Consider the following 13,755-nt stretch of genomic DNA (forward strand, 5'->3'; position numbering starts at 1 on the left):
GTACCCACGGCTTGCTTTTGGATGGAGGTAAGGAATGTATCAGTTTTTCAATCAAATCAGCAATTTTTTCAGCCAACCTTTTTTTAATTTAGCGAACCAGTGGGAAGGGATTCCTATCTTAAGTGCTCTACTTCTTGGTTTAGTAGGTGCAGCAGCTCCATGTCAATTTACAGGTAATTTAGGTGCGATTACGATTTATGGAAATCGTTCCTTACAGGAAAACATTCCTTGGCTGTATATCTTTCTATTCATTCTAGGAAAGATTGCTGTTTTCACTTCGCTGGGTGCTGTCGTATGGATTTTTGGTAAGGAATTTTATGACTACTTCACTAAGTATGTCCCCTTTATAAGGAAGCTGATCGGACCTCTTCTCATTTTGATCGGACTTTTTATGGTTGGTCTTTTTCATATGCGTTGGAATATAAAGTTGGGCACCATTCCAGAGCGGTTACTAAAGGATAGCAAATCAGGCAGTTTTTTAATGGGGGTCAGTTTTACTCTAGCTTTTTGCCCTACGATGTTTGTCTTGTTCTTCATGACCCTCATGCCAGTTGTCCTATCAACCTCCTATGGTGTTGTCCTGCCATCAATATTTGCGCTGGGCACATCGATTCCTTTACTAGTTTCTATTTTTATTATCTGGTACTTCGGCATGGGACGGATGTTTATGAAACGAGGAAGGAAGTTAGGTGGAATTGTGCAAAAAGTGGCGGGGTGGACGTTAGTCATTCTTGGGTTGTTGGACACCATCACTTACTGGTGATTTATTAAAATACGTATACCCCGTATATGTTTCGTGTATTCTCCTTTAGGTTATAAAAAAATAAATACCTAAAGGAGGTTGCCTATGTTAACGCCAGATATCCACCAGTTATTCGGTGAAATGAAAGATGGAGTAAAGCATTTTGAGCTTACAGCTGAACCTGTTAAACAAGAAATATTGAAAGGCTTATATATGGAGGGATGGGGGTACAATGGGTCCATTCCAGGTCCTACCCTGGTAGTTAACCCAGGAGATAAGGTCTCAATTAGAGTTAATAATCAATTACCAGAGCCTACAAGTGTCCACTGGCACGGATTAGATATCCCTGAAATAGCGGATGGTGGAGTAGAACTTCAACCCTCTCCCAGTATAGAACCCGGCCAGTATCATGATTATGAATTTACAGTTATAAACTCGCCCGGCGCTCACATGTATCATACTCATTACAATCCAATGAAACAGCAGATGATGGGTTTAGCTGGAGGGAGGGTTTATTATTAAAGAGAAAGATGATCCGGTCGATAAAGATTATTTACTCTTACTTCAAGAATTTGCATTGAAAGAATTAGAACATGGAAAATTAGAAGAAGGTACCTACCAAATTAATCCCCATTCCCATCAGTTTAATTTTTATACGATTAATGGTCGTTGCTTCCCAAATCTAAGTCCTTTGGAAGTAAGAGAAGGAGACCAGGTAAGGGTTAGACTCGGAAGTATTGGGCACAGCCCACACCCAATGCACATTCACGGCCATCAGTTTACTATAGAAAACCAGGATGGAAACCCATTGCCTGCAGCCCTTAAAATGGAAAGAAACAGTGTAACTCTCTCCCCAGGAGAGACTTTCGATATCATGATTAAAGCCAATAATCCAGGCGAGTGGCCATTTCATTGTCATACTCCGCACCATATGTCGAACAACGGAACGGAAGGTCATGGAGGGATGATGACCTCATTGAAGTACTTAAATTCATAAAGCAAACACGGATTTACACAAAGAACCCAATCTAAAAGGATTGGGTTCTTTTTTTGGTAGGAAAATTCCAATAATTATCCATGAAAACTGCACAGATTATGCATGGATATAAATTACATTCATAATTAAGGATGGTGATCATATTGAAGATATTGTTAACGGCTTTGGTATCAGCTGGTATTTTAGTATTAGCTGCCTGTGGCCAACAAGAAATCAAAGTGGATAAAAATGTAGAAGAAAATAAAAATGGAAGTGGAAACACCCAATCAGCTGAAATCAAAGAATTTGATATAACAGCGAAAGAAGTCAAGTGGGAGCTGAGTAAGGAACATCAATTTACAGCATACACTTACGGGGGGATGGTTCCTGGTGAAGAAATACGGGTACAGGAAGGCAAAACTGTAAAAGTTAATTTTACAAATAATCTCAATGCACCCGCCACCATTCACTGGCACGGAGTCCCTGTCCCTAATGATCAGGATGGGATTCCAGGTGTAACTCAGGATGCTGTTTTACCTGGAGAAACATATACTTATCAATTTACTGCAGAAGACCCAGGGACATATTGGTATCATACCCATCAAAATGGAACAGAAATGATTGATAAAGGCTTGTATGGCACATTCATTGTCGAGCCTGAAGAGAAGACCCCTATAGATAAGGATTATACATTGGTTCTTGATGAATGGGAGTCTAGTAAATTAAATCGTGAGGTTTCAAGTCATCCTGGAGATGCTATGGATCACGGAGCGCATTCTTCGGACCAGGCGCAAGGGATGATGGGGCACGATATGTCCTCCTATGATATCTTTACTATCAATGGGAAGACCTATGAGTCCAGCTCTCCTTTAAAAGTAAAAAAAGGTGACAAAGTAAAACTTCGCTTTGTTAACGCGGGTTACATCGTGCACAGCATGCATATTCCTGTTGAATATAAAGTAACACATGTGGATGGGCAGGAGATAAATGCTCCAAAGGTTGAAGATGGCTCAACCCTTGAGATTGCCCCAGGGGAAAGGTACGATATAGAATTCTCAGCTGATGGAGAAAAGAGTTTCACGATAGATAACCATGGAAGCGGGAAGGCTGCTGAAGATATGAAAATTGATGTAGTTTACGATGATGGGAAGACGGAAACTACATCTCACCCTGAAGAATTGAAAGAAGTGGACCTTACTAATTTAGGTGAATACAGAGAAGGACCTTTCTCATTGGAAGATTCATTTGATGTTGAATATGAAATGGATTTAGGAACAGCCATGTCAGACCAAGGAATGAAGATGGTTTGGACGATTAATAATGAAGTGTATCCCCACACAAAACCTTTTGAAGTAAAGAAAGGGGAAAAAGTAAAAGTAAGGTTAGTCAATAACAGTATGGATGATTCAGTTCATCCCATGCATCTGCATGGTCACTTTTTCCAGGTTTTAAGCAAGAATGGAAAACCGTTGGAAGGCTCTCCCATTATAAAAGATACCCTTAATGTTAAGCCTGGTGAAACCTACCAAGTGGCTTTTCTAGCGGATAACCCGGGAAATTGGCTGTTTCACTGTCACGATCTTCATCATGCCTCGAATGGAATGGTAACTACGCTGGAATATGAGGGTTTTGAACCAAGTTATACAGATACCGGCAAAGTAGAGAATCAACCAGAATAAAATGTACCATTCATACGCTGTTTCAATTTGAACAGCGTTTCTTTATGATTATTAATATACGGTTCGTGGTATGGGTATAATAAAAGAAGTGAAGGAGTTGAACAGAAATGGTTGGAATGATGAATGGAAATGGAATGGGTGGAGGGTTCTTTGGCTTCGGATTTATTGGTTTGCTCATTATAGTTGCTATTATTCTCGTCATAGTTTGGATGATGAAGCCAAATGGCACTGATAAATCAAGCTCAAAAAACAGCGATTCCCTGGAAACATTGAAAAAACGATTAGCTAATGGAGAAATATCAGAAGAAGAATACGATCGATTAAAGAAAAAACTAGAGGACTAGAACGTTTAAGGGAAGAAGAGGTGAAATGATGAGACGAAAAGTGATAGGCTCCCTTTTAATTGCAATTCTTTTATCGATGGGAGGGTGGCTGTACTTCAATACGCCTTTTGCAAGTCAAGGTGATCAAGCCTTGCCTGCAAGCGTCAAGCAAGAAGGTGTGAGTATAGTAGATTTAGAGAAACAAGAAGCTGGAGATCGTCCCGTAAAAACGATTAATTTAACCGCTGAGTCTACGGCTTGGAACATAAATGAAAATAAACAAGTCGAAGCCTGGACCTATAATGGTAAGGTGCCTGGCGAAGCAATTCGTGTTACGGAAGGTGATTTTGTCAGAGTTCACTTAAAAAATAATCTAAATGTTCCTGTAACCATCCATTGGCATGGGATGATATTGCCTAACCAAATGGATGGAGTGCCAGGTTTGACGCAGAATGCGGTACAGCCAGGAGATACGTTTACTTATGAATTTGTAGCCAATGATGCCGGCACGTACTGGTATCATTCTCATCAGCATAGCTCGAAGCAAGTGGATAAAGGATTGTATGGTCCTCTTATCATTGAAGAGAAGGATAAGTCCACACAACAGGATAAAACGTTTATTCTGGATGAATGGGCGGTAAACCAGGAGAAACAGAGTTTATCGAATATGGGCGGAATGATGATGGGATCTATGTCAGGCGATGGTGAAGCTGATACGAAACAAATGTATGACACGTTAACGGTGAATGGAAAGTCTGCGGCTGCGATTAAACCACTTGAAATAGAGGCAGGAGAAACTGCCCGCCTGCGATTTATCAACGCTGGGTATCGAAAGCATCGCCTGGTTTTTCCAAAAAGCTCTATAAAAGTTTTGGCTATTGATGGTGAAGAAGTCAAGGGGAAAGAAAACTCATCCAATACGGTCGAGGTTGCTCCTGGAGAGCGTATAGACGTCGCTTACACCAAACAAGGCAAGGAACCTGAGGTGATTGGTGAAGATCCTCAATGGCAGGATGCCGACCAGATGAGAATCCCTGTAGTATCTAAGGATAGAGCCACACCAGTAGATTCTAGTGAAGTCCCTGTATCTACAGCCTCCTCTATAGCTGATGGAACGTCAAATGGGAGTAAGAAACTTCTATTTAATGGTCAGCCAAAAGTTGATGTCTACTATCATATGGATTTAAGTATGGGAATGAATATGGGAGAAGGAATGGTCTTCCAAATCAATGATGAAGTCTTTCCCGATACCCCAATGATGAAGGTAGAAGAAGGGGATGTTGTGAAAGTGAAAATCACGAACTCAGGTAGACTAAATCATCCTATGCACTTACATGGACATCGTTTTCAAGTAGCATCTAAAAATGGACAACCTTATCAAGACCCTATCGTCAAGGATTTGATTCAGGTGGAACCTGGAGAAGAGTACACCCTCTATTTTAAAGCAAATAATAAGGGGGAATGGCTCTTCCACTGTCATGATAATAACCATGCAGACCTTGGGATGGTAACCATCGTGGATTACCAGGGGGTCTATTCACCCTTTGAGTTAGGGGGAGAAAATAACAATCAACCATGATGGTGAGAAAGGCATTTTAAAGCTTTATGCTTTTGTGCATGATAGAGTAATTCTCTATTCGTTTAGAAATTAATTTCATTAAAGTAGAAGTCATTCCAGATCAGGGACCTTTATAAATTAAGAAAAGATGGGCTTTCTGCAGTCAGGGAGTCCATCTTTTATTTCTATGAATTATCAAAAAAGTTATTTAAGAAATAAAAAATCTAAGATTCTTCACAGTTTCTCGATATTTTTTTGTGAAGGTAATAGAAGACTGTTTGAGGAGTGTTTATAAATGAAAAAAATTCTATTTATCTCTTTTTTAATCGTAATAATCATATTAGCAGGATGCAGTCAATCGAATCAGGAGGAAAGCGGAGACCAGCCTTCTGATCAAGAGCAATCTGCGAATGAGGCTACTTCTTCTTTTGAAGGGAGCTTAGAGCATGTACATGGAGTGGGATACACAAATGAAGACACAATAGCCTATGCCGCTCATTCTGGAGTGAAGCTTTACAAAAATGGAGAGTGGTTAGAAGCTGTTCATCATAAAAATGATTACATGGGCTTCACTGTAGTTGAGGATGGCTTTTATACTTCAGGGCATCCAGGTCAGCAAAGCAGCCTCCCCAACCCGATTGGGCTTCAAAAAGGGAAGGTTTCAGAAGAAGGTTTAAGTTCTCTAGCTTTTGAAGGGGAAAGTGATTTCCATGCGATGGGAGTAGGATATCGCAATCAAGCGGTTTATGTCCTGAATGGACAACCAAACTCGAAAATGGAGAAAGGCCTTTACAGAAGTTTTGATCAAGGAAAGTCATGGGATAAGCTAGCAGCTGAAAATCTAGGAGAGAAAATCTTTCAAATCGCAGTTCATCCTGATAATGAGAAGATCTTGGCGATAGCTGGTGCAGAAGGAATTTATTTAAGTGAAGATAAAGGCGAGAGTTTTACGAGAATTTCAGACCAGGGACAAGGAAGCGGACTATTTTTCACGAAAGATCGTTTATTATATGGCCTCTATACTGGCGAGCCCTTCTTGTATAGTTATCAATTAGAAGAGCAATCGAAGCAAGAAATCTCTCTTCCAGAACTTAAAGAAGATGCAGTTATGTATGTGTCTAAACACCCTGAAAATGAAAAAGAAATAGTCATCTTCACTATTAAAGGCAGCAGCTATACGACATCTGATGGAGGAGAATCTTGGAAGCAAATAATTGACCAGGGGAAAACGAAATAAGAGAGAAAAAATTCCCTCCATAGAAAGTGAGGTTCTTTTGAATATACAAAAAAAGAAAAAACGTTTGATGATGAGAGCAGGCTTACTTAGTTTCTTTGCCTTATTAGTTGGTTTTGTCCTTTATCAGAATTTCACCAAAGACTCAGCTGTCATTCAGGCGGGTGACATGGCCCCTGATTTTTCACTGAAAACCTTATCTGGAGAAACCATACAGCTTAGTGATTATGAGGGACAGGGGGTATTTCTGAATTTTTGGGCTACGTATTGTAAACCGTGTGAAAAAGAAATGCCCTACATTGAAAGTCAATACCAGCAGTTTAAAGACAAAGGGGTTAAAGTTTTAGCCGTGGATGTAGGAGAGAACGAGTTGACCGTCTCTTCCTTTGTCGAAAGGAAAGGAATGACCTTTCCTGTATTGATGGATCGAGGAGAGCAATTACTTGAAGCCTATGGAATTGGTCCGATCCCTGTCACTTTCTTAATTGATAAGAATGGAAAAGTGGTTGACCGCATAACAGCTGGAATGACGGAAGAGGAGATTCATGGATACATGAAGAGAATTCAGCCGGAAAAATGGAGGGGTGCCAATGGCTGATGTCAATATTTTTTTAGCTTTTGGAGCGGGGTTCTTATCATTCGTATCTCCTTGCTGTCTGCCACTCTATCCAGCCTTTCTTTCCTATATCACTGGAATGTCTGTCGATGAATTACAGAAGAAGAAGTTATTTTTACAGAAACAGCCCCTTTTGCATACCTTGTTTTTTCTATTAGGTTTTTCGATCATTTTTATTGCCATTGGCTTTTCCACCTCTTGGATAGGAGGCTGGTTTTTACGTTATAATGATCTAATACGACAGCTAGGGGCTATACTGATTATTTTCTTAGGCTTGGTAGTAGTCGGTTTTTATCGACCAACCTTTTTTATGAAGGAATATAAGGTTTCGTTGAAAAACAGGCCGCCCGGTTACTTTGGTTCCGGTGCAGTAGGAATGGCATTCGCTGCTGGCTGGACACCTTGTACGGGTCCGATCCTGGCAGCTGTTATTGCATTAGGAGTCTCTTCCCCAAATGAAGCGGTCATTTATATGATCAGCTATGTTCTTGGTTTTTCCATCCCATTCTTTGTCATGGCCGTATTTATTGGGAGAATGAAATGGATAAAAAAGCATAATAGGAAGATTGTAGCCTTTGGAGGCTACACGATGATCTTCATGGGGGTTTTCCTGTTCTTTGGCTGGATGACGCAGCTGACTTCTTTTATTACCAATCAGTTTTTTGGCGGTTGGACGGGCTTTTAAAAGTCACTCTAGCTCAAAGGGGTATATATGAGAAAACGAATTTCTTTAAAAATAGGGGTCCTATTCTTTATATTAATGATACTGATCGAACTTTCTTTGTTCTTTGTTTTATATACGAATATATCAAACCACCAGATAAATGAGGTACTTGATGGTCTTTTAGCACGGGGGAGTGGCCATAGGGATGTGCTAGAGAAAAAATTTGACCAGACAACTATGGAGCATGTCGCATTGATGGAGACAGAAGCCATCACCGATGTAGTCATTACAGATGAGCGAGGAGAGATCCTTGCAAGCTCCTCCGGTCTTGATAATTATCAGGAAAAGCTGATTCAAAGTTATGGTCAAACGGAGAAGGAGGAGGACAGTATTATTGAAAGGGAATGGAAAACGGCCCCCTACGTGGCTACGCTCTCTCCGATAGAAATTGAAGGAGAACGTAAGGGGTATGTCTATATGTTTTCCCCCTCAACGGTTATCCGAAATCTTACCTCCTATCTCTCTAATCAATTTATTTTTGTTATGGCACTTACATTAATCATCACTTTGATTGTAGTGTTTACCCTCTCTAAATTAATAACAAAGCCATTAATACGAATGAAGGAAGAAACAGAGAAGCTTAGCAGAGGAGAAACAACGGTAGAATTAAATGATCACTATAATGATGAACTTGGAGTTTTAGCACGCTCGATTAATAAATTATCTGAGGATTTAGAGAGAATGAAACAGGAACGAAATGATTTTCTATCATCCATCTCTCACGAACTCAGGACACCACTTACTTATTTGAAAGGCTACGCTGATATTGCTTCAAGAGAACATACAGATGAAGCCAATAAACGAAAATATTTAGATATTATAAAAGAAGAATCAGAAAAGTTGGCATCAATGGTTCAGGAGCTTTTTCAATTGGCTAAGATGGACGAGAATACTTTTACGATTCAACCCGAAATATGTGAAATCAAACCTTTGCTCATTCAAGCGGAGGAAAGCATGTATCCTATATTCTCCAAAAACAAGATTGCAGTGACCAATACTTGCCCTTCTGGTTTGTGTTTCTATGCGGATCCTGTTCGTTTTAAACAAGTCATCGTAAATATCTTAGAGAATGTTATTCAGTATAGCGGCCCTGATTCTAACGTTCATATCGCTGTGATTAATCAAACAGCTGAAGTAGAAATCAAGATTAAAGATGATGGACCCGGGGTGCCAGAAGATTCGCTTCCTCACTTGTTTGACCGGCTTTATCGGGTAGAAAAGTCAAGATCAAGGGAATTGGGAGGATCCGGTCTAGGTTTGGCTATCGTTAAGGAAATTGTGAAAATGCATGGCGGAAGCGTGAAGGCGAAAAATGAAAAAGGATTAGCGATCATAATGAAATGGCCGAAAGAAGGAGACCTATGATTCGAATTTTACTTGTAGATGATGAGCAAAGAATGCTTGATTTACTTAAGTTATATTTAAGCCCACATGGATTCACCTGTGATCAAGCGTTAAGTGGGATTGAAGCATTGGATAAATTAAATGACCATTCATACGATTTGGTGCTGCTGGATGTGATGATGAAAGATATAGACGGTTTTGAAACGTGCAGGCAAATGAGAAAAGTGACAACAATCCCAATTATTATGGTAACTGCAAAAGATCAAAAGCAGGATATCCTGCAAGGTCTGCAGATTGGAGCAGACGATTATATTACGAAACCTTTTGATGAGGATATTCTAATTGCACGAATAGAAGCTCTTTTGCGAAGGGGTTCTAAACAAAGGAAAATTATCCAGAATGATTTAGCCTGGAACCAAGAAACTCACCAGCTGCATTACTCTAGAAATGAAATTCATTTGACTCCGAAGGAATTTCAGCTTCTGGGGTTATTACTAAAACGGCCGAATCAAGTGTATGCCAGGGAAGATTTGCTGCAATTGGTTTGGGGATTTGATTCGGAAACAGAGGGGAGAACGATTGATTCTCATGTTCGGAACTTAAGGGAGAAAATTCGTAAACACGGGTACCCAATCGATAATCATCTCAAAACGATTTGGGGAATTGGTTATAAGTGGGTAGAGTGAAGAAGACATAATATGGATGATATGTAGTTCGTTTAAGTTGATCGTCCTAAATAAAACAAGGTCTTCTCATGAAAAGGGAGATCACGACAAAAATATATATAGTTTTCTTGATGATCAGAAAGGAGTACATTTCCTTCACTGATCATTTTTTGTTCATGAGATATTTCCCTTTTTCTAACCAAATTGTACTAGTTTATTTATTATTTTTTTCTGATTTTCTTTAATATGGTAATTTGATAAAGGATTTGGTGAATGATACGCTAAACTCTAATACTTATATAATTAGGAGGAATTAGAGTGAGAAAAAGGCTTTGCCTCATCTTATCCATACTCGCTATCATAGCTATCCTTGGGGGATGCAGCAACTCAGATCAGTCTTCTTCTGCCGAGGAGAACGGGGAAGAAGCGAATACAAGTGAGACTGATTCTGGAGAAGGTCAGGAAGAAGATAAAAAAGAAGAGGAAAAGGAAAGCGGTGAAAGTGAAAAGTCTGGAAGCAGTAAGAAAGTTGTCTACGATGAAACCAATAATGTTATCAATGTCTCTGCCTTTGAAATGGGGTACGATCCTAAAGAGATCATTTTAAAGAAGGGGGTAGAATACGAGCTAATCATGACCAATGATGGTGAGGTATTTCATGACCTTACGACCAAAGAGTTGAAAGCTGATATTACATTCAAAGGTGAAATGGCGGATCACCCAGAATCAATGTCTATGATTGATCAATTATTTGGAGTGAAAAAAGTACATGCGGATGGCGGAGGACATGAGAAACAGAGCTTTCATATGAACGCGAAGCCAGGGCAGACCGTCAAGCTAAAGTTCATACCAACCGAAGAAGGGACCTATGAATTTGGTTGCACCGTACCTGGTCACAAAGAGGCAGGTATGGCAGGGACGATAAAAGTAGTTGAATAACATCAAAGAGCAGGTAATCCAAATAGGATTCCTGCTCTTTTTATATTCTGTTATTAATGCTTCATGACGTAATCTGGATAAATCGTAATAACTCCGTCGACGCCTGCCTTTATCAAGGACTTCACGGATTCAAGTTCTCTTACATCCCAGGGATAGGTTTCCATCCCGAATTTGTGGATGCGTTCCACTAAATTTTTATCGATCATCGTTTTGTTAGGGTTTACGTATTCAGCAAAGGAAGAGAATTCCGTAAGCTGCTGATCGGAAACTCCATCTGGATTAAAATCGAGCAGTACTCCTACAGGTACCTCAGGAAGGATGGAGTGAAAAGCTTTCAAAGATTCATGATCAAAGGATTGTACGATGATTTCGCTATTAGTTGGAGAATCCATATTACGATTTTTAAGTGTATCTGCGATTTTCTGTTCAATACCCGGGTAAAGAGAGGGAGACTTCATTTCAATAACAATTCCCATTTTTCCTCTATATTCATCAAGCACTTCCCCTAGTGTAGGTATCTTCTCGCCAGTAAACTCTTTACTAAAATGGCTGCCTGCATCAAGCCTTTTTAATTCTTCATACGTAAGGTTTCCCACTTTCCCAGCTCCGTCTGTCGTACGATCAACAGTTGTATCATGTATAACAACCAATTCACCGTCCTTACTCATCTGAACGTCTAACTCCAACATCTCTGCCTTCATTTCAAAAGCTTTTTCAAATGCTGCCATTGTGTTTTCCGGGGCATATCCAGCTGCGCCCCTGTGAGCGATCGAAAGCACTTTATTGTCTCTCTTAGAACTGTCTGCATTTGCCAGAACATTGTTTTCCGATGCTGCAAACACCATCACTATTAAACCAATCACCATAAAAACAGTGGACAAATATTTCATTCATTTTTCTCCCTTCTATATTTTCACTGTGAAGTTAAACCAACGGGTCATTCTGGCATATATAATACGGTGATTTTTATTTATTTTTGTTTGTTTGTTTCAATCAAAGGGTTCTACCATCCTATTCTCCTTAATATTGTACTGAATAAATTTTTTATTCGCATAGAACTTTTTTCTTGTTTCATATTAAAAATAGACCAAGAATAAAGGAGGGAGCATCCATGAAAATTGCCATCATGGGAGCAGGGTTATCAGGTCTTGCTTGTGCGATCACGTTAGAGAAGTACGGTTATCAAGCAGATATTTTTGAAAGGCGAGGGATGGTAGGCGATCGTTTCTCTATAGCAGAGGCAATGTTCTCTATGTTTCATACCCCGTATGATGATGCCGTTAAATATCTATCCGAAACCTATGATATCCATTTGAAGCCCTCGAGTAACTTGCAGAAAGTATACTTCTACTCAGAGAATGAGATGTCTTTTATTGATGGACATTTAGGTTTTACAAATATGAGGGGAAAGCATCCTGAATCGTTTGAAAAGCAGTTAGCCTCTCAACTGAAGGGTGAGGTTCGCTATAATCAACAGGTCTCTTATGAAGAAATTTCAAAAGAATATACCCATGTGGTTTTAGCCACAGGCGATGCGTTGGATACGAAGAAGCTTCAGCCGTATGATGTAGCATTCAAGGCAAGCTTTCATGGGGCAGTTATAAGGGGAGATTTTAACCAAACAGAGGCCCATGCATTTTTCAATAACGATTTTGCACCTAAGGGAATGGCGTACTTGCTTCCTCATGATGATTATGAAGCATCGCTGGTATTAGTTTATCCTCAATACCCAGAGAATGAAGCGCTAGATAAGGAACAATTATGGACACAGTGTTTTAATGAAGTTTGCAAGAGATTGGATCAGGATTTTGAAATCGTTCACGAATATTCGATTAAAGATTATCGGATAGGAAAAACGGAAACAGCTCGGATTGGAAATACTTTCTTTGTAGGAAACTGCTGGGGAGCGATCACCCCCGTGTTTGGGTTTGGACAGTTTGAATCGATGTTAACTGGAATTTATGCGGCTCAGGATATTGCAGGTGTTGGGGATTATGAGAAGCTTGTGAAACCATTGTCTCAAAGTTATCATGATTCTCTTTCGCTAAGAAGGAGTTTAGAAAAGTTAGATAACAAACAGCTGGACCTTGTCACAAAATCGATTAACAATCAATTATTGGAAAGCATGATTACGAGTAAGAAGCTCAATTTCTTTAAGATCATCAGTCGAATCATCCATCCATTTAGCCGACATGCGTAAACTTTGAAGTGGAATGTTTGTCGAAGTAAGTTCTCTGTTATTTATTCACCCAGCCTAATTTTAAAATTTTCTAAAAACTATATTGACTATTTGCCACACCCACATTATTATTAAAGTACAGTCATCGAGTAAAGACTGTACGCTTATAGCGTTTATAACACTCCAAAGGGGAGTAGCTTACAGGTATGTCGCCATTACGTGACACTAAGTCACCGGCATAACTGGCAACGAAAGTTGTTTGCGAGACCTTTGCCAAATTGGTAAAGGCTTAAATTTGTAGAGACCAAACCTTTACCATAATTCTGGTGAAGGTTTTTTTAATGGAAAAAAACATAGTTCAGGAGGTCTAAGGAATTGATTACGAAACTGTTAAGTCTCTTAAAGTTAGGCTCACCGAAAATTGATCTAGTCTTAGATCGGAATGAAATTAGTCCTGGAGGAACCATTGGTGGTTCGTTCCATCTCAAAGGGGGCTGGACCAATCAAAAAATTAAACGACTGGAATGTGATTTAGTGAAAGATGGTAAAGGAAAGAAACCAACGCTGATCCAGCCTGTGACAACTGTATTGATGTCTCAGACGATCAATCGGAAAGATAAAAAGGAGTTTCCATTCCATTGTCAACTTCCTGAGGAATTAAATCCTTCATCTGAGAAAGTTAAATATCGCTTACAGACAAAGCTGGTGTTTGTTGATGATGTGAAGAGTATCGACCATGACGAACTGATCGTCACTAAATACGAGTAAAGGGGAAA

General features: G+C 39.6%; 15 protein-coding genes. 14 read left to right on the plus strand and 1 reads right to left on the minus strand.

The genetic code is table 11. The features are described 5' to 3' along the window. Positions 1 to 34 precede the first annotated feature (34 nt). From ACRYKC_RS05545 to ACRYKC_RS05600, 12 genes are all read left to right on the plus strand, one after another. Complete coding sequence (locus ACRYKC_RS05545; RefSeq protein ID WP_433805745.1) at positions 35 to 763, plus strand: urease accessory protein UreH domain-containing protein; 729 nt, start codon at positions 35 to 37, stop codon at positions 761 to 763. Between the two features lie 84 nt (positions 764 to 847). Continuing rightward, positions 848 to 1,264 (plus strand): multicopper oxidase domain-containing protein, encoded by a 417-nt coding sequence (locus ACRYKC_RS05550; RefSeq protein ID WP_433805746.1) that lies wholly within the window; start codon positions 848 to 850, stop codon positions 1,262 to 1,264. A 55-nt stretch (positions 1,265 to 1,319) separates the two neighbouring features. Further along, positions 1,320 to 1,739, plus strand: a complete 420-nt coding sequence (locus tag ACRYKC_RS05555; RefSeq protein ID WP_433805747.1) for a multicopper oxidase domain-containing protein — start codon at positions 1,320 to 1,322, stop codon at positions 1,737 to 1,739. A gap of 143 nt (positions 1,740 to 1,882) precedes the next feature. Beyond that, complete coding sequence (locus ACRYKC_RS05560) at positions 1,883 to 3,397, plus strand: multicopper oxidase family protein (RefSeq protein ID WP_433805748.1); 1,515 nt, start codon at positions 1,883 to 1,885, stop codon at positions 3,395 to 3,397. A 107-nt stretch (positions 3,398 to 3,504) separates the two neighbouring features. Further along, on the plus strand, positions 3,505 to 3,741 hold the full coding sequence (locus tag ACRYKC_RS05565; protein WP_433805749.1) for an SHOCT domain-containing protein: 237 nt from the start codon (positions 3,505 to 3,507) through the stop codon (positions 3,739 to 3,741). A gap of 28 nt (positions 3,742 to 3,769) precedes the next feature. Beyond that, positions 3,770 to 5,299 carry a multicopper oxidase family protein gene (locus ACRYKC_RS05570; RefSeq protein ID WP_433805750.1) on the plus strand — a complete coding sequence of 510 codons (1,530 nt, stop codon included), beginning with the start codon at positions 3,770 to 3,772 and terminating at the stop codon, positions 5,297 to 5,299. Between the two features lie 274 nt (positions 5,300 to 5,573). Next, entirely contained in the window at positions 5,574 to 6,515 is a 942-nt protein-coding gene (locus ACRYKC_RS05575) for a F510_1955 family glycosylhydrolase (RefSeq protein ID WP_433805751.1), read from the plus strand. A gap of 43 nt (positions 6,516 to 6,558) precedes the next feature. Further along, entirely contained in the window at positions 6,559 to 7,110 is a 552-nt protein-coding gene (resA, locus tag ACRYKC_RS05580; protein WP_433806174.1) for a thiol-disulfide oxidoreductase ResA, read from the plus strand. Beyond that, complete coding sequence (locus tag ACRYKC_RS05585) at positions 7,103 to 7,813, plus strand: cytochrome c biogenesis CcdA family protein (protein WP_433805752.1); 711 nt, start codon at positions 7,103 to 7,105, stop codon at positions 7,811 to 7,813. Before resA ends, ACRYKC_RS05585 begins: the two co-directional genes overlap by 8 nt. Before the next feature lie 75 nt (positions 7,814 to 7,888). Further along, entirely contained in the window at positions 7,889 to 9,217 is a 1,329-nt protein-coding gene (locus ACRYKC_RS05590; RefSeq protein ID WP_433805753.1) for a sensor histidine kinase, read from the plus strand. Beyond that, a complete protein-coding gene (locus ACRYKC_RS05595) occupies positions 9,214 to 9,882 on the plus strand; it encodes a response regulator transcription factor (RefSeq protein WP_433805754.1) in 669 nt (222 codons plus the stop codon). Before ACRYKC_RS05590 ends, ACRYKC_RS05595 begins: the two co-directional genes overlap by 4 nt. A gap of 297 nt (positions 9,883 to 10,179) precedes the next feature. Continuing rightward, positions 10,180 to 10,800, plus strand: a complete 621-nt coding sequence (locus ACRYKC_RS05600; RefSeq protein ID WP_433805755.1) for a plastocyanin/azurin family copper-binding protein — start codon at positions 10,180 to 10,182, stop codon at positions 10,798 to 10,800. A gap of 53 nt (positions 10,801 to 10,853) precedes the next feature. Here ACRYKC_RS05600 and ACRYKC_RS05605 read toward each other — a convergent pair whose 3' ends face one another. After that, on the minus strand, positions 10,854 to 11,690 hold the full coding sequence (locus ACRYKC_RS05605; protein WP_433805756.1) for a glycerophosphodiester phosphodiesterase: 837 nt from the start codon (positions 11,688 to 11,690) through the stop codon (positions 10,854 to 10,856). Positions 11,691 to 11,911: 221 nt separating this feature from the next. Between ACRYKC_RS05605 and ACRYKC_RS05610 the strand changes: the two genes are divergently transcribed. Together ACRYKC_RS05610 and ACRYKC_RS05615 are read left to right on the plus strand one after the other, a co-directional pair. Further along, positions 11,912 to 13,000: an NAD(P)/FAD-dependent oxidoreductase gene (locus ACRYKC_RS05610; RefSeq protein WP_433805757.1), complete on the plus strand. Its 1,089-nt coding sequence runs from the start codon at positions 11,912 to 11,914 to the stop codon at positions 12,998 to 13,000. A 354-nt stretch (positions 13,001 to 13,354) separates the two neighbouring features. Next, positions 13,355 to 13,747: a sporulation protein gene (locus ACRYKC_RS05615; protein ID WP_433805758.1), complete on the plus strand. Its 393-nt coding sequence runs from the start codon at positions 13,355 to 13,357 to the stop codon at positions 13,745 to 13,747. Positions 13,748 to 13,755 lie beyond the last annotated feature (8 nt).

It is taken from the genome of Halobacillus sp. A1-3, from assembly GCF_050971765.1.
Classification (GTDB): Bacteria; Bacillota; Bacilli; order Bacillales; family Halobacillaceae; genus Halobacillus; species Halobacillus mangrovi_B.